The organism is Plantibacter sp. CFBP 13570 (genome assembly GCF_014841395.1).
In the GTDB taxonomy this organism is placed as follows: Bacteria; Actinomycetota; Actinomycetes; order Actinomycetales; family Microbacteriaceae; genus Plantibacter; species Plantibacter auratus.
Map to the genome: position 1 here is coordinate 1 of NZ_JACYTW010000025.1, position 23,266 is coordinate 23,266.

Annotated in this window: 20 protein-coding genes; 4 read left to right on the top strand and 16 right to left on the bottom strand. The window is 69.9% G+C overall.

The features are described 5' to 3' along the window. Nucleotides 1-388: 388 nt before the first annotated feature. Both IFT89_RS10200 and tyrS read right to left on the bottom strand, forming a co-directional pair. Complete coding sequence (locus IFT89_RS10200) at nucleotides 389-2,266, bottom strand: outer membrane protein assembly factor BamB family protein (RefSeq protein ID WP_202938871.1); 1,878 nt, start codon at nucleotides 2,264-2,266, stop codon at nucleotides 389-391. A gap of 43 nt (nucleotides 2,267-2,309) precedes the next feature. Then, entirely contained in the window at nucleotides 2,310-3,620 is a 1,311-nt protein-coding gene (tyrS, locus tag IFT89_RS10205) for a tyrosine--tRNA ligase (RefSeq protein ID WP_124769483.1), read from the bottom strand. A gap of 168 nt (nucleotides 3,621-3,788) precedes the next feature. Here tyrS and IFT89_RS10210 point away from each other — a divergent pair, with 168 nt between their 5' ends. Together IFT89_RS10210 and IFT89_RS10215 are read left to right on the top strand one after the other, a co-directional pair. After that, entirely contained in the window at nucleotides 3,789-4,421 is a 633-nt protein-coding gene (locus IFT89_RS10210; protein WP_202938872.1) for a DNA-binding protein, read from the top strand. After that, the gene (locus tag IFT89_RS10215; RefSeq protein ID WP_194645660.1) at nucleotides 4,418-5,017 is read left to right on the top strand and encodes a hypothetical protein; all 600 of its coding nucleotides are present in this window, start codon (nucleotides 4,418-4,420) and stop codon (nucleotides 5,015-5,017) included. The genes IFT89_RS10210 and IFT89_RS10215 overlap by 4 nt, the downstream gene beginning before the upstream one ends. 9 nt (nucleotides 5,018-5,026) lie before the next feature. Here the strand turns inward: IFT89_RS10215 and IFT89_RS10220 are convergent, their stop codons facing one another. The 9 genes from IFT89_RS10220 to IFT89_RS10260 all read right to left on the bottom strand — a co-directional run bounded on the left by IFT89_RS10220 (nucleotide 5,027) and on the right by IFT89_RS10260 (nucleotide 14,606). Continuing rightward, nucleotides 5,027-5,644, bottom strand: coding sequence for a DNA-3-methyladenine glycosylase (locus IFT89_RS10220; RefSeq protein ID WP_202938873.1), 618 nt, complete (start codon nucleotides 5,642-5,644; stop codon nucleotides 5,027-5,029). 15 nt (nucleotides 5,645-5,659) lie between these two features. Further along, nucleotides 5,660-7,090 carry an argininosuccinate lyase gene (gene argH, locus IFT89_RS10225; protein ID WP_202938874.1) on the bottom strand — a complete coding sequence of 477 codons (1,431 nt, stop codon included), beginning with the start codon at nucleotides 7,088-7,090 and terminating at the stop codon, nucleotides 5,660-5,662. A 69-nt stretch (nucleotides 7,091-7,159) separates the two neighbouring features. Beyond that, a complete protein-coding gene (gene argF, locus IFT89_RS10230; RefSeq protein WP_192018608.1) occupies nucleotides 7,160-8,101 on the bottom strand; it encodes an ornithine carbamoyltransferase in 942 nt (313 codons plus the stop codon). Nucleotides 8,102-8,136: 35 nt separating this feature from the next. Beyond that, entirely contained in the window at nucleotides 8,137-9,321 is a 1,185-nt protein-coding gene (locus IFT89_RS10235; RefSeq protein ID WP_079707057.1) for an acetylornithine transaminase, read from the bottom strand. After that, nucleotides 9,318-10,223, bottom strand: a complete 906-nt coding sequence (gene argB, locus IFT89_RS10240; RefSeq protein WP_079707058.1) for an acetylglutamate kinase — start codon at nucleotides 10,221-10,223, stop codon at nucleotides 9,318-9,320. Before argB ends, IFT89_RS10235 begins: the two co-directional genes overlap by 4 nt. Before the next feature lie 2 nt (nucleotides 10,224-10,225). Beyond that, the gene (gene argJ, locus IFT89_RS10245) at nucleotides 10,226-11,395 is read right to left on the bottom strand and encodes a bifunctional glutamate N-acetyltransferase/amino-acid acetyltransferase ArgJ (protein WP_194645651.1); all 1,170 of its coding nucleotides are present in this window, start codon (nucleotides 11,393-11,395) and stop codon (nucleotides 10,226-10,228) included. Continuing rightward, entirely contained in the window at nucleotides 11,392-12,435 is a 1,044-nt protein-coding gene (gene argC, locus IFT89_RS10250) for an N-acetyl-gamma-glutamyl-phosphate reductase (protein ID WP_064294415.1), read from the bottom strand. Before argC ends, argJ begins: the two co-directional genes overlap by 4 nt. 201 nt (nucleotides 12,436-12,636) lie before the next feature. Further along, nucleotides 12,637-13,326, bottom strand: coding sequence for a response regulator (locus IFT89_RS10255; RefSeq protein ID WP_202938875.1), 690 nt, complete (start codon nucleotides 13,324-13,326; stop codon nucleotides 12,637-12,639). Further along, nucleotides 13,323-14,606 carry a sensor histidine kinase gene (locus tag IFT89_RS10260; protein WP_194645649.1) on the bottom strand — a complete coding sequence of 428 codons (1,284 nt, stop codon included), beginning with the start codon at nucleotides 14,604-14,606 and terminating at the stop codon, nucleotides 13,323-13,325. Before IFT89_RS10260 ends, IFT89_RS10255 begins: the two co-directional genes overlap by 4 nt. A 140-nt stretch (nucleotides 14,607-14,746) precedes the next feature. On the opposite strand from IFT89_RS10260, the gene IFT89_RS10265 reads away from it, so the two are divergent. Next, complete coding sequence (locus IFT89_RS10265) at nucleotides 14,747-15,394, top strand: hypothetical protein (protein WP_202938876.1); 648 nt, start codon at nucleotides 14,747-14,749, stop codon at nucleotides 15,392-15,394. A gap of 36 nt (nucleotides 15,395-15,430) precedes the next feature. Continuing rightward, nucleotides 15,431-16,990 carry a helix-turn-helix domain-containing protein gene (locus IFT89_RS10270; protein ID WP_124769494.1) on the top strand — a complete coding sequence of 520 codons (1,560 nt, stop codon included), beginning with the start codon at nucleotides 15,431-15,433 and terminating at the stop codon, nucleotides 16,988-16,990. Between the two features lie 73 nt (nucleotides 16,991-17,063). On the opposite strand, the gene pheT is transcribed toward IFT89_RS10270, so the two are convergent. The 5 genes from pheT to IFT89_RS10295 form a co-directional block, all read right to left on the bottom strand. Continuing rightward, nucleotides 17,064-19,577, bottom strand: coding sequence for a phenylalanine--tRNA ligase subunit beta (gene pheT / locus IFT89_RS10275; RefSeq protein WP_137243213.1), 2,514 nt, complete (start codon nucleotides 19,575-19,577; stop codon nucleotides 17,064-17,066). A 2-nt stretch (nucleotides 19,578-19,579) separates the two neighbouring features. Then, complete coding sequence (gene pheS, locus IFT89_RS10280; RefSeq protein ID WP_137243214.1) at nucleotides 19,580-20,620, bottom strand: phenylalanine--tRNA ligase subunit alpha; 1,041 nt, start codon at nucleotides 20,618-20,620, stop codon at nucleotides 19,580-19,582. 91 nt (nucleotides 20,621-20,711) lie between these two features. Then, a complete protein-coding gene (locus IFT89_RS10285; protein WP_137243215.1) occupies nucleotides 20,712-21,611 on the bottom strand; it encodes an amino acid ABC transporter permease in 900 nt (299 codons plus the stop codon). Then, nucleotides 21,608-22,255 (bottom strand): amino acid ABC transporter permease, encoded by a 648-nt coding sequence (locus tag IFT89_RS10290; protein WP_079707378.1) that lies wholly within the window; start codon nucleotides 22,253-22,255, stop codon nucleotides 21,608-21,610. The genes IFT89_RS10285 and IFT89_RS10290 overlap by 4 nt, the downstream gene beginning before the upstream one ends. 107 nt (nucleotides 22,256-22,362) lie before the next feature. Next, a complete protein-coding gene (locus tag IFT89_RS10295) occupies nucleotides 22,363-23,259 on the bottom strand; it encodes a glutamate ABC transporter substrate-binding protein (protein WP_137243216.1) in 897 nt (298 codons plus the stop codon). Nucleotides 23,260-23,266: the final 7 nt, after the last annotated feature.

Sequence of the window (23,266 nt, forward strand, 5' to 3'; positions counted from 1 at the left end):
ACGCTGTTGAGTTCTCAAGGATCGGATGCTCCTGCCTTTGGCCATCACGACCGCCCTGCAGGGCAACTTCTCTAACTTACCACTTTTTCGGTTCTTGTCAAGTCGAACCAGGAGCTGATCTGAGTGGACCGGAGTCCGTCTGATCCTCACCGCTTCGATGACCCGAGATCTGGGAAGTTCCAACCTAGTCTTGAAGTGAGACGATCTCAAGTGTGAGTTTGACTCACGTGGAGATCCTCGGCTTTTGGCTGGGTATCAGTCCCACTTGAGGCCGGGAAGCTCTTCCGCTTCCCGCACCTTTGGGGTGACGAGTGATTACTTTACGCAGACCGCCAGGGGCTGGCAAATCATCACTGCATCCCGGGCGTGTCGCCCGGATCCACGCGCTTCAGTCCCGATCAGCGTCACCGATGCCGAGGACGGCCGCCGAGTCGGAACCGGCCGCGACGACCGTCGCGACGGCCAGTGGGCTTCCGCCCCAAGCGGTGAACGAGTACTCGTCTCCGGCGGAGTCGACCGACCAACCGCGCTCGCCCGTGGTCGCGTCGATGCCGACGAGCGTGCCGTCGAGCGTGAGCAGGAGGGTCCGATCGCTGTATCCGACGAGGCTGCCCTCGGCGTCCTGCTCCTCGTATCGGATCTCACCGTCGCGAGCGCCGACCCCGGTGTATCCGCCTTCGCCGTCACCGAGCATGATCGTGTCGCCCACGGTGTAGGCGCCGTCCCAGGTGCTCGTCAGTCCGCTGCGCCACTCGACCTCGCCGGATCGCGGGTCGAGGCGGCGGACCCGCTCCCCCGACTGGTCGGCGACGACCAACAGCCCGCTCGCGTCGAGCACCACCGGCAGCGCCCCGGTCGCCTTCCAGCGCTCGGCGCCGGTGCGGTCGTCCACCCCGCGGATCGTGGTGTCGTTGCCGGAGTAGTCGATCGCGACGAGATCGCCGCCCACCTGCTGGTAGTACCAGGAGAGGTCGCCCTGCCAGTCGATGGTCGATCCGTCGTCGAGCGAGTAGACCGCACCGTCGTAGAAGAGCTTGTCGCCCGCGGTGGTCGCCCGCTCGCCGGCATCACCGCTGACCTCCCAGACCGGGTCGGTCAGGTCCGTCGACCGGTAGCGGCCGACCGTCCCGGTGCCGTCGGCCGTGGTCGACGAGATGAGCAGGTCACCCTCGAGACCCGGGACGAACGCCGCCGGCGCAGCGAAGTCGGCGAAGCCGATCCCCTCGACACTCGAGTGCTCTTGCGAGGTGGACACCACGTGCCCGTCGCGACGGCTCACGGCCACCATGAGGTCGCCCTGACTCAGCACGATCGCGGCCGCATCCGGTGGGGAGACGACCACCGGTGCGTCGAAGCGGTCGAACTCCGGAGAGAGCTCGGTGACGCGACGGTCCCAGAGGGTGTGGCCGTTCGCCGTGTTCACCAGGGAGACCACCGTCTCGCCCGGAGCGTCGTCGAGGGTCGTCTGATCCAGTGGCCGGTCGGTCGACCACACGAGCAGCGCGGTGTTGGGGCTCGCGGTGTACCCGTTGAGGTAGAGCTCGTCGCCCGCGGGCACCTCGTCGTCCAGCGGATGCGCGAGTTCCCACGTTCCGACGGTCGGCCTCGTCGGGAGGTCGCGGAGGAGCGCGAGCCCCTCGACGCGGTGGGGAACGGCCGCGACCACGATGAGCACGACCGCGACGATCGCAGTGACCACGGCCAGCGCGAGTCCGCCGAGGAGGAACCATCGTCGGCGCGAGGGGGCCCGCTTGACCGTGGTGGGCAACGAATCAGGGTGCCAGAGGGCGCGGGGCGCAGTCGGTTCCCCAGGTGCCTCCCCCGCGGCGGTCGCCGAGACAGGTTCGGCCGCAGCGGCTGTCGCCGGGTGCGGAGTCGACGCCTGCGCCGGCGCCGGGTCGGTGGATTCGGGATCCGGGACCGGTGTCGGCACCGCGCTCGGGGCGATCGACGTCGCGGTACCGGGGTTCGCGGGCTCAATCGTGTCGACGTCCGGCGACGGCAGTCGATCGGCTTCCGCTGCTTGGGCACCGGTCTCGACGTGGGGTGCATCGGTCTCGACGAGGTCGCCGTCATCGGCCGGCGTGGGCCGGCCGTCCGTCGACTCCGACTCGAGCCCGTCCGCCGGCTCCGGCTCGGCCGGCGTCTCCACCGCCGACAGCTCGCCCGTGCGCAGCGGCAGCATGGCTCCACAACTCGGGCACACACCGTCGCGACGGTCGACGATCTCGGTCCCGCACGCCTCGCAGAGCTGCACTCGGAGCATCCCCTTCAGGTTCGATGACGACGACGATGCCGTCGTCGGCGGATCAGGCGGGCGCTCCGTCGAGGAACAGCCCGGCGAGGGTGCGCTTGCCGCGGCGCAGCACGGCCACCCCGCCCGTGAGGAAGCGGTCGTCGAGGGTCGCGTCGACGTCGTCGATCTTGCGGTTGTTCACCGAGACGCCTCCCTGGGCGACCGCGCGTCGAGCCTCACCGAGGCTCGAGCACAGCTCCGTGTCGACGAGCGCCTGGATGACGAGCGTCTCCGCGGCCACCCGCGCGTTCGGCAACTCCGTGACGGCCGACCGCAGCGTGTCCGCGTCGAGAGCGTCGAGATCGCCCTGACCGAAGAGCGCGGCCGACGCGGCGATGGCCGCATCCGTCGCGGCGACCCCGTGGACGAGCGCGGTGACGGCGTAGGCGAGGGTCTTCTGCGCCTCACGCTTGAACGGTTCCGACTCGGTCGCGGCCGCCAGTCGCTCGATCTCCACCCGATCGAGGAACGTGAACACCTTCAGCCGGGCGATGACGTCCGCATCGTCGGTGTTGACCCAGAACTGGTAGAACGCGTACGGGCTCGTCATGCTCGGGTCGAGCCAGACCGCGTTACCTTCGCTCTTCCCGAACTTCGTGCCGTCCGAGTTCGTGATCAGCGGGGTCCCGATCGCGTGGACGGTGGCCCGCTCGACCCGGTGGATGAGGTCGGTGCCGCTCGTGAGGTTGCCCCACTGGTCGCTCCCGCCGGTCTGCAGGACGCAGCCGTATTCGCGGTACAGCTCGAGGTAGTCCATCCCCTGCAGGATCTGGTAACTGAACTCGGTGTAGCTGATCCCCGCCTCCGAGTTGAGACGGGCACTGACCGCGTCCTTCTTCAGCATCGTGCCGACGCGGTAGTGCTTGCCGATCTCCCGCAGGAAGTCGATCGCGGAGAGCGGTGCGGTCCAATCGAGGTTGTTGACCATGCGCGCGGCGTTGTCGCCCTCGAAACTGAGGAAGCGTTCGATCTGCGCGCGGAGCGACTGCACCCACTCGGCGACGGTGTCCGGCGTGTTCAGCGTGCGCTCGGCGGTCGGTCGTGGGTCGCCGATGAGGCCGGTCGAACCGCCGACGAGCCCGAGCGGGCGGTGTCCGGCAAGCTGAAGCCGACGCATGACGAGCAGCTGGACCAGGTTGCCCAGGTGGAGGCTCGCCGCCGTCGGGTCGAACCCGCAGTAGTAGGTGATCGGCGTTCCGCCGAGCAGGCGCTTCAGCTCCTGCTGATCCGTCGACACATGGACGAGCCCGCGCCAGACGAGTTCGTCCCAGACGTCCTCGAAGGTCGGATCGTTGCGCTGGTCAGGAAGAGCGAGGTTCGACACGCTTGCAAGGCTATCAGCGCGGCATCGGCTGCCGGATCGGGCGCATCGGCACCGGCGCGATCGTGGCGACCGTGACGTGCAGGAATTCCTCTCATTCGTCAGAGTTGTGGAAATACCTGCATGTTGCGACTAGGGTGATCGAGCCCACCCACCGCCGAGAGGAGAACCGTGTACGTGCTGACCGTCGATCAGATCGCGAGCCGGACCGGCCCTGATCGAGCCGCCGGTGTCATCGAGTCGATCAACGACCGGTTCCCGGACCGCCTGCTCCTCCAGGCCGAACGCACGGCGGGCGACGAGTTCCAGCTCGCCACCGAGGACGCCGAGGTCGCGCTCGCCATCGCCTTCGACCTCCTCCGGGATCGCGGCTGGAGCGTGGGTGTCGGACAAGGCGACGTCCGGCGTCCGCTCCCCGATTCGACCCGAGCCGCGACCGGTCAGGCCTTCTACGCCGCGAGGGAGGCCGTCACGCGGGCCAAGCGGGCGCCCTTCCGGTTCGCGCTCGAGGCGGCCGACCAGCAGGGCGGCGCCGACGTCGAAGCGCTCATCGTGCTCCTCCTCCACCTCCGCGACCGGAGGACCGCCGGCGGCTGGGAGGTCGCCGACCTGCTCGCGGCCGGCGTGACCCAGTCCGAGGCCGCGGCACGACTCGGCATCACCGAGAGTTCGATCAGTCGCCGGGTCGCGGCCGCCGGAGTCCGAGCCGAAGCCGCGGCGACCACCGCGCTCATTCGCCTCCTGGCGAAGCTCGACCAGGACGCCTCCGTGCACCACCCCGACGACCGAAAGGACGAGCGATGAACCTCATCACGCTCACGCCCATCACCTGGCCGACCGTCATCGGCCTCCTCGGAAGCGCGCTCGTCTTCCTCCTGCTGGCCCGGGTGCTGACCGCGCGTCTCGCGGATCGTCTCATGGTCGTGGCGGCTGCCCTCATGGTGATCGGGGCCCTCCTGGTCGCGCTCGTCCCCTCGGTTCCGCCGACCGGTCCGGCACTCGTGCTCCTCGGCGTCTTCGTCCTCGCCGTCGCGGTCGCCGGCGGTGGTCCGGTCGCCTCCTTCGTCCTCGCCCTCGCGACGAAGGGCAGCGTCGCCCCCGGGATCCACGGCGGCATCCTCGTGGAGCACCGGAACCCGAGCGCCTCGCAGGTCGTCGGACGTCCGATCGAAGTGCTGCGCGGCGGGACCGCGATCGGGATCCTCGAACGGCTCGCCCTCGTCGCCGCGTTGTTCTCCGGCTATCCGGAGGCGATCGCGGTCATCGTCGCCGTGAAGGGTGTCGGACGCTTCACCGAACTCGACTCGGCCGAGGCGCGCGAGCGGTTCATCATCGGCTCGCTCGCCAGCCTCCTCTGGGCTGCCGGGGTGGCGTCGATCCTGCTGCTCGCGCGAGGCTGAGTCGGCGGGTCAGTCCACGGCCCTGGGCGAGCGGCGGTAGGGCGAGACGGTCGTCTCCCCCGGGAGCACGAACCGCCACGGGTAGGCGGCTCCCCCACCGACCCCGCTGACGCCCGTCCGCGGACCGGCCGCTGAGGCGAGCGGGCGCTCGGGCAGGAGCAGATCGAACGGCGGCTCGGCGAGGTCGTCACCCGACTGGTCGAGCGCGATCCCGAGCGACACGGTGAGCCGCGCCGGTCCTCTGGCCAGGTCGCGATCCAGCACCCGGTCACCGCGTCGCAGCCGCGCGAGCTCCAGCCCCGCGACGACCTCGCCGGCACGCAGGAGGACGGCCGACGCCGTGCCGACCGGTGAACACACGACGTTGATGCAGACGTGCATGCCGTAGCTGAAGTACGCGTAGAGATGCCCGGGCGGACCGAACATCGGACTCGTGCGCGGGGTCGGACCACGGTGCGCATGGGATCCGGGATCCTCGCCGACCCCGAGATAGGCCTCGACCTCGGTGAGACGGACCGACACGGTGCCCTCGGGCGTCGTGTGGGACAGCACCGCGCCGAGCAGCGCGGGCGCGACCTCGAGGGCCGATCCCGAGGTCAGCGCCCGCAGCGGACCGGCCGACGTCATCGGACCCCGCCCCGTCTAGAGCGAAAGGGCCTGCGACAGCGTGCCCACCCGCCCGACGAGTGCCACGAGCTGGTCCTGGACCCGCTCCGGCGCCGTCCCGCCGGCGCCGAGTCGGCTGCCGATCGAGCCGTCGACGGTCAGTACCCGTCGCACAGCCGGCGTGAGGTGCTCCGAGACACCCGCCAGTGCGGCGTCGTCCGGTTCGTCGAGGGCCAGCCCGCGCTCCTCGCAGTACCGCACGAGCTCGCCGCTGATCTCGTGGGCGTCGCGGAAGGCGACACCCTGCTTGACGAGCCACTCGGCGACGTCCGTCGCGAGGGAGAACCCCTCCGGTGCGAGCTCGCGCAGCCGTGCCGTGTCGAAGCGGAGCGTCGCCACCATCCCGGTGAACGCCGGCAGCAACACCTCGAGCTGGTTCACGGAGTCGAACACCGGCTCCTTGTCCTCCTGCAGGTCGCGGTTGTACGCGAGCGGCAGCGCCTTCAGCGTCGCCAGCAACCCGGTCAGGTTCCCGATGAGTCGCCCGGACTTCCCGCGGGCGAGTTCGGCGATGTCGGGGTTCTTCTTCTGCGGCATGATGCTCGAGCCGGTCGAGTAGGCGTCGTCGAGGGTCACGAACCCGAACTCGCGGGTGTTCCAGACGATGATCTCCTCGGCGAACCGGGACAGGTTGATCCCGATCAGCGAGGTGATGAACGCGAACTCGGCGACGACGTCGCGGCTGGCGGTCGCGTCGATCGAGTTCTCGGTCGGCCGGTCGAGCCCCAGCTCGTGCGCGACGAGCACCGGGTCGAGCCCGAGGGAACTGCCGGCGAGTGCTCCGGAACCGTACGGCGAAGCGCTCGCCCGGGCGAGCCAGTCGCGGAGCCGTTCCAGGTCACGGGTGAGCGGCCAGGCGTGCGCGAGCAGCTGGTGGGCGAGCAGCACCGGCTGGGCGTGCTGCAGGTGCGTGCGGCCGGGCATCACCGCGTCCGGGTGCGCCTCGGCCTGGGAGACGATCGCGTCGATCAGGTGGATGACGTCACGGGCGATCACCCGTCCGTGATCGATGAGGTAGAGCCGCACGAGCGTCGCGATCTGGTCGTTCCGGCTCCGTCCGGCGCGCAGCTTCCCACCGAGTTCCTTGCCGGCCCGTTCGACGAGCCCGCGTTCCAGCGCCGAGTGGACGTCCTCATCGCTCTCCGCCGCGACGAACGTCCCGTCGGCCACGTCGGCGTCCAGGACGTCGAGGGCGGCAAGCATCCCACTGAGCTCGTCCTCGTCGAGGTACCCCGCCGACGCGAGCGCTTTGGCGTGGGCGCGGGAACCCGCGATGTCGTATGCGGCGAGGACCCAGTCGAACTGTGTGGACTTGCTCAGACGGGCCAGTTCCGGCGACGGTCCGCTCGCGAAGCGTCCACCCCAGAGGGCCCCGGATTCGCCTGCTCGGTTCTGCTGATCTGCCACGATGGGCCTCCTGTACTGCTGGCGTCCGGAGTGCTCCGGACTGGTCGGTCGGCCGCAGCCGGGGAAGGGTCAGGCCGCGGAGCCGGCGTGCTGCTGCTCGAGCAGCCACACGAGCAGGGCCTTCTGCGCGTGGAGGCGGTTCTCCGCCTCGTCCCAGATGATGCTCTGCGCCCCGTCGATGACCTCGGCCTCGACCTCGAAGCCGCGATCGGCGGGCAGGCAGTGCATGAAGACGGCGTCGGACGCGGCGAGCCCCATGAGCCTGCGGTCGACCCGGTAGCCGCCGAAGATGGCGACGCGTTGCGCCTTCTCGTCCTCCTTGCCCATCGACACCCAGGTGTCGGTGATCATCACGTCGGCATCCGCCGCCGCCGCGTCGGGGTCGGTGGTCACGAGCACGGAGCCGCCCGTCGTCGCGGCGATGCGCTCCGCGTCGGCGACGACGTCCGCAGCCGGGGCGAACTCGGCCGGGGCGGCGATGCGGACGTGCATCCCCGCCGTCGCGCCGGCCAACAGGTAGGAGTGGGCCATGTTGCTCGCTCCGTCGCCGAAGAACGACATCGTCAGACCGGCGAGCTCGCCCTTGTGCTCGCGGATCGTGAGGAGGTCGGCGAGGAGCTGGCACGGGTGGAAGTCGTCGGACAGCGCGTTGACGACGGGCACCGTCGTCCCGGCCGAGATCTCCTCGAGACCGGACTGGGCGTAGGTCCGCCAGACGATCGCCGCGACCTGACGTTCGAGGACGCGAGCGGTGTCGGCGGCCGTCTCCTTGCCGCCGAGCTGGCTGTTGGCCGTCGAGATGATGAGCGGTGATCCGCCGAGGTCGGCGATCCCCACGGCGAAGGAGACGCGTGTCCGCGTCGAGGACTTGTCGAAGATGACCGCGACGGTCTGCGGGCCTTCGAGCGGCTTCCGCGACCAGCGGTCGCGCTTCAGCTCGGTGGCGAGGTCGAGGATCTCGGCCTGCTCGGCCGGGCTGAGGTCGTCGTCGCGGAGGAAGTGACGGGTCATGGCTGGTGGTCCTGTTCGTGTGGGTCGATGGCTGGTCAGGCCTGGACGGCGTCGAGCGCCGCGCGGAAGAGGGAGGTGAACTCGTCGATCTCGGCGTCGCCGATGATGAGCGGCGGCGCGATCCGGATGCTCGTCGCGTTCGGGGCGTTGATGATGAGCCCTCGGTCGAACGCCGCGGCCGACAGCTCGGCCGCCACCGGGGCGCTCAAGCCGATGCCGATGAGCAGCCCGTGTCCGCGGACCTCCTCGACGAGCGGGGAACCGATGGCGGTGATGACGGCCCGCAACTGCTCACCGCGCGCGGCGGCGTTCTGCACGAGGCCGGCGCGCTCGATCTCCTCGAGCACCGCGTTCGCCGTCGCGGTCGCGAGCGGGTTGCCTCCGAAGGTGCTGCCGTGCTGGCCGGGTCCGAACAGCTCGGAGGCGGCGCCGAAGGTGACGAGGGCGCCGATCGGCATGCCACCGCCGATCCCCTTGGCGACGGTGATCGCGTCCGGGACGATGCCGTCCCGCTGGAACGCGAACCACTCCCCCGTCCGACCGGCCCCGGTCTGGATCTCGTCGATGATGAGCAGCACACCGTGTGCCTCGGTGAGTGCCCTGGCACGGGCGAGGTAGCCCTCCGGCAGGTCGATGACGCCGGCTTCGCCCTTGATCGGTTCGAGGATCAGCGCGGCGACCCGGTCGTCGATCGCCGCCTCGAGTGCCTCGATCGTGGTCGGGATGTGCTCGACGCCGCCCGGGAGCGGGTGGAACCCCTCCTGCAGGGCAGGCTTGCCGGTCAGGGCGAGCGCGCCGAAGGTCCGCCCGTGGAAGGAGTTCTCCAGGGTGAGGACCCGGGTCCGCGATCCGTCGCCGTGGTTGAGTCGGGCGAGCTTGAACGCCGCCTCGTTCGCCTCGGCACCGGAGTTCGCGAAGTACACCCGACCGCCCTCGTCCGCTCCGGCGAGACGCTTCAGTCGGGCCGCGAGCTCGAGCTGCGGCGGACTCGAGAAGTAGTTGGAGACGTGCGCGAGCGTGCTCGCCTGTCGCGTGATCGCACCGACGAACGCCGGATGAGCATGTCCCAGTGCGTTCACCGCGATGCCCGCGAGGAAGTCGAGGTAGCGGTTGCCCTCGGCGTCCCAGACATGGCATCCCTCACCGCGCGTCAGCATCGCGATCGGCGTGTTGAACGTGCGCATCATGTCGCGGTCGACGCGGCTCTTCCAGTCGCTCATGAGTCCTCCGGGACGACCTCGGTGCCTGAGCCGTTCTGGGTGAACACCTCGAGCAGGATGGAGTGGGGTACGCGGCCATCGATGATGGCGGCCTTGGCGACCCCGCCGTCGACGGCGTCGAGGCAGGCGGTCATCTTCGGGATCATGCCCGATTCGAGCGTGGGCAGCATGGCTCGGAGCTCACTCGTCGTGATCTGCGAGACGAGCGAGTCGCGGTTGGGCCAGTCGCTGTACAGCCCGGCGACATCGGTCAGGATGACGAGCTTCGCGGCACCGAGTGCCACGGCGAGCGCCGCGGCGGCCGCATCGGCGTTCACGTTGAGCGTCTGGCCGGGCTGGTCGAGGTCGGGGGCGATCGAGGAGACCACCGGGATGTTGCCGGCGTCGAGGTAGGCCTGCACCGAGGTGGGGTCGACGCTGACGACGTCGCCGACGAGCCCGATGTCCACGGTCTCGCCGTCGACGACGATCGAGCGACGACGCCCGCCGAACAGGCCCGCGTCCTCGCCGGACAGTCCTGCGGCGAGCGGGCCGTGTTCGTTGATCCGCCCCACGAGCTCGGGGTTGACCTGACCGGTGAGGACCATCCGGACGACCTCCATGGCCTCGGGCGTCGTGACCCGGTACCCGCCGCGGAACTCGCTGTGGATGTCGAGCCGCTCGAGCATCGCGGAGATCTGCGGGCCACCACCGTGCACGACGACGGGCTTCAGCCCCGCGTAGCGCAGATAGACCATGTCCTCGGCGAACGCCTGCGCGAGCTCGTCGCTCACCATCGCGTTGCCGCCGAACTTGACGACGATCGTCTGGTCGCGGAAGGTCTTCAGCCAGGGAAGCGACTCGATGAGGGTGGCGGCCTTGATCGCCGCCTCCTCGGGAGAGTTGTCTCGATACTGGGTCATCATCAGCTCGCGTACGCGCTGTTCTCGTGCACGTAGTCGTGCGTGAGGTCGTTCGTCCAGATGGTGGCTCCCGTGTCGCCGGCGTGGAGGTCGATGAGCACGTGCACGGCGCGCGGCGACAGGTCGACGAGGTCGCGCGACTGATCCGGCTCGCCGGCCGTGCACACCTGGACGCCGTTCATGGCCACGTCGATCCCGTACGGGTCGAACTCGGCACCCGTGGTCCCGACGGCCGCGAGCACCCGGCCCCAGTTCGGGTCGTTGCCGAAGATGGCCGCCTTGAAGAGGTTGCTGCGGGAGACCGCGCGGGCGACCTCGACCGCGTCGTCCTCGGACACCGCGCCGACGACCTCGATCGCGACGTCGTGGGCCGCGCCCTCGGCATCGGCCTGCAACTGCAGGGTGAGGTCGCGGCACACCTCCGTCAGCGCCTCGGTGAAGGCGGACAGCTCCGGGGTCACGCCGCTCGACCCGGAGGCGAGGAGTGACACCGTGTCGTTGGTGGACATGCAACCGTCGGAGTCGAGACGGTCGAAGGTGACGCGGGTCGCGCTGCGGAGCGCCTGATCGAGCTGCGCCGGCTCGAGCACGGCGTCGGTCGTGATGACGACGAGCATCGTCGCGAGCCCGGGGGCGAGCATGCCCGCACCCTTCGCCATGCCGCCGACGGTCCATCCGTCCGCGCTCCGAACGGCCTGTTTCGGCTTCGTGTCGGTCGTCATGATCGCGGTCGCCGCGGCGAGCCCGGCCGCTTCGCTCGCACCGTCCTCGTCGGCGACCGCGCGGGTGGCGTCCCAGACGCCCGCGGTCAGCTTGTCGAGGTCGAGCTGTTCGCCGATGAGCCCCGTGGAGCAGACGAGGACGTCGCCGGCCGAGATCGCGAGCCGCTCGGCGACGGCCTCCGCGGTCGCGTGCGTCGTCTGGAAACCGCGCGTCCCCGTGTAGCAGTTCGCGCCGCCGGAGTTCAGGACGATCGCCGAGACGATGCCGTCCTGCATGACCTGCTCGCTCCAGAGGACCGGGTTGGCCTTGCACCGGTTGCTCGTGAACACCGTCGCCGCGTGCTGCAGCGGACCGACGTTGTGGACCACCGCGAGGTCGAGGCCCCCGGAGGTCTTGAGGCCGCAGGCGACGCCCGCCGCGAGGAACCCTGCTGCTGCTGTCACACTCACGGCGCCACTCCATTCACACTCAAGCCGGTCGTCTCGGGGAGCCCGAGCGCGATGTTCGCCGATTGGATCGCCGCGCCGGCGGTCCCCTTCACGAGGTTGTCGACGGCGGTCACGACGACGACCCGTCCCACCGTCTCGTCGACGGCGAGTCCGATCAGCGCGGTGTTGGCGCCGAGGACGTCGGCCGTCCGGGGGAACGAGCCCTCGGGCAGCACCTGGACGAACGGCTCGTCGGCGTAGGCCGTCTCCCAGGCCTCGCGGACCGCTGCCGCCGTGGTGCCCGGGACGATGCGTGCCGTCGAGGTGGCCAGGATGCCGCGCGACATCGGGACGATGACCGGGGTGAACGAGATGGACGCGCGATCGGCACCGGCCGCCCGGAGGCTCTGCGTGATCTCGGGGATGTGCCGGTGGGTACCGCCGACGGCGTACGGGTTGGCCGTGCCGAGCACCTCGCTCGCGAGCAAGTTGACCTTCAGGCTCTTCCCCGCGCCGGACGGCCCGACGGCGAGCACGGAGACGAGGTCGAGCGGCTCGATCACCCCCGCGGCGATGCCGGGCGCGAGGGACAGGGCGACGGTGCTCGCGTTGCATCCAGGAGCGGCGATCCGCTTGGCGCCCACGAGAGCGTCGCGCCCCCGACCGGTGGACGTCTGGAGCTCCGGCACACCGTAGGCCCAGGCGCCGAAGTAGTCGCCGCCGTAGAAGGCGTCCCAGTCGGCTTCGTCGACGAGCCGGTGGTCGGCTCCGCAGTCGACGACGAGGGTCTCCGGTGGAAGCGATGCCGTGACCTCACCCGACTTGCCGTGCGGCAGGGCGAGGAAGACGACGTCGTGTCCCGCGAGCACCTCCGGCGTCGTCGCCTCGAGGACGAGATGCCGGAGTGATCGGAGGTGTGGCTGGTGGTCGACGAGCGGTTGACCGGCGTTCGCGTGCGCGGTCACCGTCCGGACGTCGAAGTCGGGGTGGTCGGCGAGCAGCCGAAGCAGCTCGCCTCCTGCGTAGCCGGATGCTCCGGCCACCGCTACAGAGAAGGACATGGCTCTACCTTATTGAGTGGACGCTCGAGGGGCGGAGGCGGCGACTCCTGGACGACTGCACGGTCACCTGGACCGTGCGAGCACCTGGGTCGCCTATCGTCGCTCTGCGGTAGCGCGTGCGGACACGGTACGGCGGAGGGCGCGGAGCGTGATCGCCCGCGAAGAACCCTGTGCCTGGAAACGTGCCATGTCGAGAGCGTACTACGACGACGAGGATGCCGACGAATCCGCGCCCGGAGCAGCCCGCTCCGCGATGAGCGCGGCCTGGACCCGCGACCGTGCGTCGAGCTTCACGAGGATCCGGGACACGTGCGTGCGGGCCGTCGCCTCGGACAGCCCGAGCGCGGTCGCGATCCCGGCGTTGCTCAGCCCCTCGCGCAGCTGCTCGAGGACCTCACGCTCCCGCGGTGTCAGCGTGGCCAGACCGGGGTGCGCCGGCGCCGGCGCCGGCACGACCGGAGGTCGGGCTGCGGCGAGACGTTCGAGGACTCGGCGGGTCACCTCAGGGGCGAGCACCGCCTCGCCCGCGTGCACTCGTCGGATCGCATCGACGAGGCCGGCAGCGGAGACCGTCTTCGCCAGGAAGGCGTTCGCCCCGGCCGCCAGCGCCTCGTCGACGTACCGGTCGAGCGCGAAGGTGGTGAGCATGATGATGCTCGGCGGTGGGGTGGCCGCAGCGAGGATGGCCGGGATCGCGTCGATCCCTGAGGCACGCGGCATCTGGACGTCGAGCAACACGACGTCCGGTCGGTGTCGCACGGCTTGCGCGACGACGGCCTCCCCGTCCGCCGCCTCGGCGATGACCAGGATGTCGTCCGGCTCGTCGAGCAGCGCTCCCAGACCCGCTCTGACGGCCGCATGGTCGTCCGCGATGAGGACCGTGATGGTCATGACGCCCCTCCTACAAGGGCGACCGCGGCGGTGGAGGTCGGCACCCGGGTCGGCACCGTGAGCGCCGTCCGCCAGTCGGGACCGTCCGGCCCCGCGACGAGGTCGCCTCCGACCAGACGTGCCCGCTCGGCCAGGCCGACGAGGCCGACCCCACCGGACCCGGCGAGCACCGAAGACGAGGTCGCCGTCGGCAGCGGGTTGCTGAGCGTGACGGACAGGGCACCGGGCGGGAGCGAGACCTCGACCCGCACGGAGGCACCCGGTGCGTGCTTCGCGGTGTTCGTCAGGCCTTCGACGAGCGTGCGGAGCCCGACGATCGAGGTCTGCGCGGGGACCTCGGCGAGCGCCGCGTCGTCCGGTGCCCGTACCTCCACCTCCAGTCCGTTGGCACGGGCGACCTCGACCGCGCGGCGGACCGACTCGGCCGTGAGCCGGTCTGGCGCCTGGGCCAGCTCGTCGGCCGACTGGTCACCGCGGAGCACGTCGATCATCGTGCGCATGTCGGCGAGCGCGTCGAGACTGCTGGTCCGGACGAGTGCGAGGCTGCGCCGCAGCGCCACCGGGTCGGTGCCGTCGCGTCGTTCCAGGGCCGCCGCCGACTGCATCGCGATCGCCGAGAGGTGACCGGCGATGACGTCGTGCAGCTCCCGGCTGAGCTCGAGCCGTTCACGGGTCACGGCGTCCTGCCGGAGCGCAGCCGCTGCCTGGGCGATCGTGTCCGCGCGCTCGCGCTGGCGTTCGGCCTCGAGACGGGGGTACCGGACCATCCTGCCGTACCAGATCGAGCTCGCCAGGATGACCGGGACGATGATGAGCGAGCCGAGGACCACTCCGCGACCGAGCCGGGTGACGGCCTCGACGTCGTCGGTGAACCAGATCACCGCGAAGACACCGACCGACACGACGGCGAGCGCGGTGCAGGCGAACGCGGCGACGTCCATGACCCGGGACCGTGAGTAGAGCGCCGCCGCGTAGGCGAGGTCGGACACGACGATGAGCATCCCGAGGCCGCTGCCTCCGGTGGTGAGCGCTTCGGCGAGGGCGATCAGGACGCCGACGGCCAGCGTGGTCAACGGGCGTCGGCGGCGGAGCAGGTGCACCGTCAGGATGGCGACGAGGAACGCGAGCGTGAGGAGGAGCGGCGGTTCCGACACGGTCGTCCCCCAGGGGACATGGATCCCGAGGAGGGCGAACAGGAGTCCCATGGCCGCGCACACCGTGGTGATGACCGGCTCACGGTGTCGATCCACCCATGCGCGCGGTCCTTCGAGAGCAGCCATACTTCCATCACACCAGCTCGAGCCGCGCGGCGCGAGCGTCGGAGGGACGAGCCGGCGTACGCAGTTCCGCTGACCCCGTCGCCGGAGGATCAGCAGCACGGTCGATGTGGCACGGCATCACCCCGCGACACCATCGGAACATGGACAGCTTCACTGAACTCTTCGGCACGAGCCCACTCATCTGGGCCATCCTCGGCGCGGAGGCCGCGTTCTGGATCCTCCTCTTCGGCGGGCTCGCGGTCCGCTACCTCCTCCGGCGGCGCCGGCTCAGCGCGATCATGTTGATCGGTGTACCGGTCGTGGACCTCGTCCTCCTGGTCCTGACCGCGACCGACCTCGCGTCCGGCGAGGAGCCGAACGTCACGCACCTCCTCGCGACCATCTACCTGGGCTTCACGGTGGCGTTCGGCCACGCGCTCATCACGAAGGCGGACGTCTGGTTCGCACACCGGTTCGCGGGCGGTCCAGCACCGCGGCCGAAGCCGAAGTCCGGGCCCGCGTACGTCCGGGCCGCCTGGTCGGAGTGGCGTCGGGTGGTCCTCGCCGTCGCGATCGCGGTCGCCGGGCTCCTCGCGATGCAGGCCATGGTCGGCTGGACCGTCCCCGCCTCCTTCGCCCTCGCGAACGAGGACGTCATCTGGGGCATGATCATCAAGCTCGTCGCGGTCACCGCCATCTGGTTCGCCGCAGGCCCGGTGTACTCCGTCCTCTTCCGGAGCTCCGCGCCCGCGTCTGACACCACGGAGCGGGTTTCGGATTCCGTTCCGACATCTCAGGGGCGTCCCTAACGGCGCTCTATCTCATATCTGAGATAGAGTGACGACATGGAAGACACGGCAACGTTTGAACGAACGGACCCTGCGGCACCGCTCCGGCAGGTCGGAGCACTCATCCGCGGCGCCCGTCAGGGACGCAAACTCACCCAGGCCCAGCTGGCGGAACGCGTCGGTACGAGCCAGAGCGCGATCAACCGGATCGAGCAGGGCAGTCAGAACATCAGCATCGACCTCCTGAGCCGGATCAGCACCGCGCTCGAGAGTGAGATCGTCAGTTTCGGCGAACAGAAGAAGAACTCGCACCTCCGCGTCCAGGGTGGCCGACAGCTGCACGGGACCATCGCGGTGCGTTCGAGCAAGAACGCCTCGGTCGCGCTCCTGTGCGCCGCGCTCATGAACCGCGGCCGCACCACGCTGCACGGCATCGCCCGGATCGTCGAGGTCGACCGCATCATCGACGTCCTGCGCAGCCTGGGCGTCTCCGTGGTCTGGTCGCCCGACGGCCAGGACGTCGAGATCCACGTCCCGGACGACCTCTCACTCGAGAGCATCGACGAGGACGCCGGTCGCCGGACCCGCAGTGTGCTCATGTTCCTCGGTCCGCTGCTCGGCCGCTACGACACCTTCGCCCTCCCCTACGCCGGTGGTTGCGACCTCGGGACCCGCACCGTCGAGCCGCACCTCATCGCGCTCCGGCCGTTCGGCCTGTCCATCGAGGCGACCGCCGGCTGGTACCAGGCCACCGTCGCCCCCGACGTGCCCGAGGAGCTGAGCGTCGTGCTCACCGAGCGCGGCGACACCGTGACCGAGAACGCCATCATGGCCGCCGCGGTACGCGACGGTGTGACGACCATCCGCAACGCCAGCCCGAACTACATGGTGCAGGATTTGTGCTTCTACCTGGAGCTCCTCGGCATCACCATCGAGGGCATCGGGAGCACGACGCTCCGGATCACCGGCCGCAGCGTCATCAACGAGGACGTGGACTACTGGCCGAGTGAGGACCCGGTGGAGGCGATGAGTCTGCTCACCGCCGGGATCGTCACCGACTCGGAGATCACCGTCACGCGCGTGCCGATCGAGTTCATGGAGATCGAGCTCGCGACGCTCGGCGAGATGGGACTGCGCTACACCCGCTCCCCCGAGTACGCAGCCGCGAACGGTCGGACCCGTCTCGTCGACGTCACCGTGCATCCCTCGAAGCTGCACGCCCCGATCGACAAGATCCACCCCATGCCGTTCCCGGGGCTCAACATCGACAACCTCCCGTTCTTCGCGGTCATCGCGGCCTGCGCCGAGGGCGACACGCTCATCCACGACTGGGTGTACGAGGGCAGGGCGATCCACCTCACCGACCTGACCCGACTCGGCGCGAACGTCCGCCTGCGCGACCCGCACCGCATCGACGTCTCCGGGCCGACGCACTGGTCCGGCGCCGAGGTGAGCTGCCCTCCCGCGCTGCGACCGGCAGTCGTCATCCTGCTCGCCATGCTCGCCGCGAAAGGTACGAGCGTGCTCCGGAACGTCGACATCATCGCTCGCGGGTACGAGCAGCTGCAGGAGCGGCTCATCACCCTGGGTGCGTCGATCGAGACCTTCCGCGACTGAGTCCGTCCCGTCCGACGGACGCGGCCCCGCAGATCGTCGATCCGCGGGGCCGCTGTCGTCCGGTACGACCGGCTCAGTCCCGGATGCTCGCGCCGAAACGCTCGGCCGCCACTGCCGCGCCGGCGAGCTTCGCGTCGCTCGCCTCCGCCGCGGTGAGCGTGCGGTCCGGCGCGCGGAACCGCAGCGCGAAGGTCAGGCTCTTGCCGCCCTCGGGGACGCCCGAGCCGCGGTAGTCGTCGACGAGGCGGATGTGCTCGAGCAGTGAACCGGCTCCGACCCGGACGGCGTCGAGGACCTCGCCGGCGGAGACCGTCGCGGGGACGAGCAGCGAGAGGTCCTGCGTCGCAGCGGGCAGGGTGCCGATGCCGACGGCCTCGGGCAGTGCGTCGCCGAGCGCGATGATGCGATCCAGGTCGAGTTCCGCGACCGCTACGACGCGCGGCAAGTTCGCCTCCTCGGCGACGGCCGGGTGGACCTCCCCCGCGTATCCCACCAGGACGTCGCCCACGTGCAAGGCCGCGGTCCGTCCGGGGTGCAGTGCCTGGTGGCTGCCCTGCGAGACGGTGATGTCGACACCGGTCGCCACTGCGACGGCCTGGACGGCCTCGAGCGCGTCCGCGATACCGGCCGCGACCGCGGGCTGGCCCGGCTGCTTCGCGACGGCGTTGCCGACCGCGAGGAATCCGAGATGACGCGGTTGGGCCGGGACGCCCGCCTCGAGCTCCTCGAGCTGGGCCTCGCTCGGACGGACCGCCGCCTGCGGGAGTTCGGCCTGGCCGAACGCGCCGTGACGGGACGGACGGAACACCGCGCCGACCTCGAAGATCGAGAGGTCGGTCAGACCGCGCGAGACGTTCCGGTGGGCCACCGCGAGGAGACCGGGCAGGATCGACGCGCGGAGGAAGGGGGCCTTCGCGTCGAGCGGGTTCGCGAGCTTCACGGCCGGGAACTCACCTGGTTGCGGTGCGCCGAACCGGGCGTTCTCCCCGGCGGAGACGAACGGGTAGGCCAACACCTCGGTGGCGCCGCCGTAGGCGAGCGCGTCGGCGACCCCACGGCGCAGCCGCTGCGAACGCGAGAGCCCGCGTCCCGGAGGCGCGACGGGGAGCACAGACGGGATGCGGTCGTATCCGAGGATCCGCGCCACCTCCTCGGCGAGGTCCTCCTTGCCGGTGATGTCGTGGCGCCAGCTCGGCGGCGTCACGAGCAGGCCGCCATCGGTAGCCTCGACGGCCGCGCCGATCTCGGCGAGCGCGGATCGTGTCTCGTCCGCTCCGAACGTGACGCCGATGAGGCCGTTGATGTAGTCGTCGGGGAGCAGGATCGGCTCGCGATCCGGCGCCGTGGTGACGGTGGAGCCGAGGTCGTCCGTCCGGCCGCCGGCCAGGTCGACGAGCAACTGCGCGACGCGACCGGCGGCCGCGACGGCGATCTGTGGATCGACACCGCGCTCGAACCGCTTGGACGCCTCGCTCGGCAGCTTGTGGCGACGCGCGCTCCGCGCGATGGACACCTGGTCGAAGTTCGCGGCCTCGATGATGACGTTGCGCGTGGCATCGGTGATCTCGGTGTCGAGGCCACCCATCACGCCCGCGAGCCCGATCGGGCCCGAGTCGTCGGTGATCAGCAGGTCCTCGTCGTGGAGCTTCCGCTCCTGGCCGTCGAGCGTGACGAAGGTCTCGCCGGACCGCGCGCGCCGGACGACGATGCCGCCAGTGAGCTTGTCGAGGTCGTACCCGTGGATCGGCTGCCCGAGCTCGAGCATGACGTAGTTCGTGATGTCGACGACGAGCGACAGCGAGCGGATGCCGGCGAGCTTCAACCGGGCAACCATCCACGGCGGGGTCGGCTTCGTCGGGTCGACGTCGCGCACGACGCGGGTGACGAACACGCTCGACCCGACGCGACCGCGGATCGGCCCCGCATCCTCGATCGTGACGGGGAAGCCGTCGAGTGGCCCGGTGAACGCCTCGGGGACGCTCGCCGCCGGGTCGCGGAAGGCCGCACCGGTCGCGTGCGAGTACTCGCGTGCGACCCCTCGGATCGAGAACGCGTAGCCGCGATCGGGCGTCACGTTGAGCTCGACCGCGGCGTCGTCGAGACCGAGCAGGCTGATCGCGTCGGTGCCGACGGGTGCCTCGACCCCGATCGTCGAGAGACGCAGGATCCCGTCGTGGTCCTCACCGAGGCCGAGCTCGCGAGCCGAGGCGATCATGCCGTCCGACACGTGGCCGTAGGTCTTTCGAGCGGCGATCGGGAACGGACCGGGCAGCACGGCGCCGGGCAGGGTGACGACCACCTGGTCGCCGACGAAGAAGTTGCCGGCACCGCAGACGATGCCCCGTACGGCCCCGTCGGCGTCACCCTCGGCGACGCGGACCTGGCACCAGCGGATGGTCTTGCCGTTGGACTGCGGCTCCTCGACGAACTCGAGGACCTCGCCGACCACGATGGGACCGGTCAGCTCGAAGCGGTGGACGTCCTCCTCCTCGAGCCCGACGCGCACGAGCGCGGCGTGGACGTCTTCAGGGGTGGTCCCCGGGGCGAGTTCGACGAACTCCCCGAGCCAGCTCAATGGAACACGCACGACTACACCACCATCCCGAACTGCTGGGAGAAGCGGACGTCGCCCTCCACCATCTCTCGCATGTCCTGCACGCCGTCGCGCAGCATCAGGCCGCGCTCGACGCCCATCCCGAAGGCGAAGCCCGAGTAGACCTCGGGGTCGATACCGGCGGACCGGAGCACGTTCGGGTTGATCATGCCGCACCCACCCCACTCGATCCAACGCGGTCCGTCCTTGAAGGTCGGGTGCCAGAAGTCGAGCTCGGCGCTCGGCTCGGTGAAGGGGAAGTAGCTGGGACGCAGGCGGACCTTCGCGTCGTCGCCGAAGACGCTCTTCACGAAGTGGTCGAGCGTTCCGCGGAGGTGCGCCATCGTCAGGCCCTTGTCGACGGCGAGACCCTCGAACTGCATGAAGACGGGCGTGTGCGTCGCGTCGAGCTCGTCGGTGCGGTAGACCCGCCCGGGGGCGAGCACGTACACGGGGAGTTCGCGCTCGAGCAGCGAGCGCACCTGGACCGGCGAGGTGTGCGTCCGCAGGACGAGGTGCGACTCCAGCGGCTCCACGAAGAAGGTGTCCTGCATCGCGCGGGCCGGGTGGTCGGCGTCGAAGTTCAGGGCGTCGAAGTTGAACCACTCGCTCTCGACCTCTGGCCCCTCGGCGATCTCCCACCCCATGCCGACGAAGATGTCGGACACGCGGTCCTGGAGCAGCGTGAGGGGGTGCCGGGCACCGGGCAGGCGTCGCAGCGGGACGGCGGTGACGTCGATCGCCTCGGCGGCGAGGCGTGCCTCCGTCTCGGCGGCGACGATCTCGCCCTCGCGCTCGCTCAACGCCTTCGAGACGCGCCCGCGAGCCTGACCGACCAGCTTGCCGAGCGCGGCCTTCTGGTCGTTCGGCACGCTGCGGAGCGATCCGTTGAGGGCGGCGAGCGGTGACGCTTCGCCGGCGTGGGCTGATCGGACCGCTTTCAGGGCGGCCGAGTCGGTGGCTGCGGCGATCGCTTCGAGAGCGGCGTCGACCGCGGCGTTCACCGCTGGTTCGGATATTGGGGATGCGTCGGACACGAGAGCCAAGTCTACCCAGGCGGTCGGCCCGCATGGGCGATCGTCCTCGCCCCGACGGGGACCCGGTCGCCCGGGCTCCGTCGGGACGACGTCAGATGCTCGCGCCGGACGACTGGTTCCCCGCCTGGATGCCGAGGATCTTGGTCGTCGTGTCCTCGGTCACGGCCTGTTCCTTCGGCGTGCGTGGCGACCGTCGGGTACGCACCTCGACGATCTTCGCGACGCCGGAGAGGATCAGGCAGAGCACGATGTAGATCGAGCCCATCACGATGATCGAGGGGATGATCGGGCTGCCGTAGAGCGCCTGCGACCCGAACTGCTTCGCGAGGTAGAGAAGCTCCTGGTAGGTGATCAGGAAGCCGAGTGCGGTGTCCTTGAGGGCGACGACGAGCTGGGCGATGATGACCGGCAGCATCGCGCGGATCGCCTGCGGGAACAGGATGAGGCGCAGGACCGCGGACTTCCGCAGGCCGATGGCGTAGGCGGCCTCGCCCTGCCCCTTCGGCAACGACTCGATGCCCGCTCGGAAGATCTCGGAGAACACCGCGCCGTTGTACAGCGTCAGCGCGATGGCGACGGCGACGAACGGCGTCACGAAGGTGAAGCCGAGGGGCGGCAGCCCGTAGTACATGAGCATCATCAGGATGAGGACCGGGACCGCCCGGAAGAACTCGATGAAGATCGTGAACGGGACGCTGATGATCTTGTGGTCGGACAGTCGGCCGATCGCCAGCAACAGTCCGAGGACGACGCTGCAGACCGCGGCGACCGCGAACGCGGACAGGGTGGCACCCGTCGCCTGGAGGATCTGCTCCCAGACGCGCGGGAAGGTGAAGAGCTTCCACTTCGAGGCGGTGAACTGTCCGGTCTCGATGAAGCGGAAGACGACGAACGCGAGGATGCCGGCGACGACGAGCACCGTCGCCGCACCGATCCAGCGATAGCGGACGATGGCCTTCGGGCCGGGGGTGTCGAACAGGACGGAGCTCATCGCGCGATCCTCCACTTCTTCTCGAAGGCCCGTTGGGCGAGGGACAGGAGCGACACGAGCGCCACGAAGATGAGGGCCACCCACAGCAGTCCGATGAGGAGCGGCTCACCGCGCTCGGACAGGTTCGCGCGGATCGCGCCCGCTTCGGCGACGGAGAAGCCGGCGGCGACCGTCGTGTTCTTGAGCAGGGCGATGAGCACGCTGAACAGCGGTGGCAGGACGGCACGGAACGCCTGCGGCAGGATGACGAGCGTCATGGTCTGTCCGAACGGCAGCCCGATCGCGCGTGCGGCCTCGGCCTGACCGATCGGCACCGTGTTGACGCCGGACCGCAGGACCTCTGCGACGTAGGTCGCGGTGTAGAGGCTCAGCCCGATGATCGCGAGCGTCGTGTAACTCACTTCGGGGAGCCCGAGCTTCGGGTAGCCGAAGGCGAAGAAGAAGAGGATGAGGGTCAGCGGGGTGTTGCGCACCGTGTTGACGTACACGGTGCCGAAGAGGCGCATCGCCGGGACCGGCGAGACCCGCATGGCACCGACGATGGTGCCGAGGATGAGCGCGAAGAACCCCGACACCACGAAGAGCAGCAGGGTGTTGCGGAAGCCCGTGACGAAGAGGTCGAGGTTGTCGAGCAGGACGTTCATGTCGCGCACGCCTTTCGGGAGGGGGACGCCCGTGGCGGGCGCCTGGGCGGAGTCGACGGGACAGCTCCCCCGGACGGCCGCTGGTCGGCGGCCGCCCGGGGCGCTGCTTAGTAGTCGTCGACCGCCGGCTGGGTCACCTTGGTGCCGGAGGCGCCGAGGGTGGCGTCGTAGATCTTGGTCCAGGTGTCGCCGCCATCGGTGAACATCGTGTTGATGAAGTGGCGGAGGGCGTCGTCACCCTTCGGCAGACCGATGCCGTAGAGCTCGGTGCTGAACGGCTCGCCCACGACCTTGAGGTCGTCGGGGAACTGCGCCGCGTACCCGATCAGGATCGCCTGGTCGGTCGTGACCGCGTCGACCTTGCCGTCGTTCAGGGCCTCGACACACTGCGAGTAGGTGTCGAACTCCTCCGTCTTGGTGTCGGGGAAGTTGTCCTTGATGTTCTGGATGGGCGTGGAGCCCGTCGCCGAACACACGGTCTTGCCGGCGAGGTCGTCCTCGCCCTTGATGTCGTCGTTGTCCGCGGCGACGAGCAGGCCCTGGCCGGTCTCGAAGTACGGTCCGGCGAAGTCGATCTGCTCCTTGCGCTTGTCGGTGATCGAGTAGGTGCCGACGTAGTAGTCGATGTCACCGTTCACGATGGCCGACTCGCGGTTGGCGCTCGGGATCGCCTTGAACTCGATCTTGTCGGCATCGAAGCCGAGCGACGCGGCGATCCAGGTGGCCATCTCGACGTCGAAGCCGGAACGCTCGCCGGTGGCGGCGTCGAGGTAGCCGAGACCGGGCTGGTCCTCCTTGACGCCGATGCGGACCTTGTCGGCCTTCACCATCGCGTCGTACGTGGGGCTGCCCTCGAGCTGGACGTCGGTGGCGACCTCGAAGAGTGCGCCGCCGTCGGACGCGCCGTCGGTCGATCCGGTGCCGGCGTCGCCGCCGCTGCACCCGCTGAGCGCGAGCGCTGCTGCAGCGACTCCCGCGGTGATGAACATGAGCCTCTTGCGCATGTTTTCC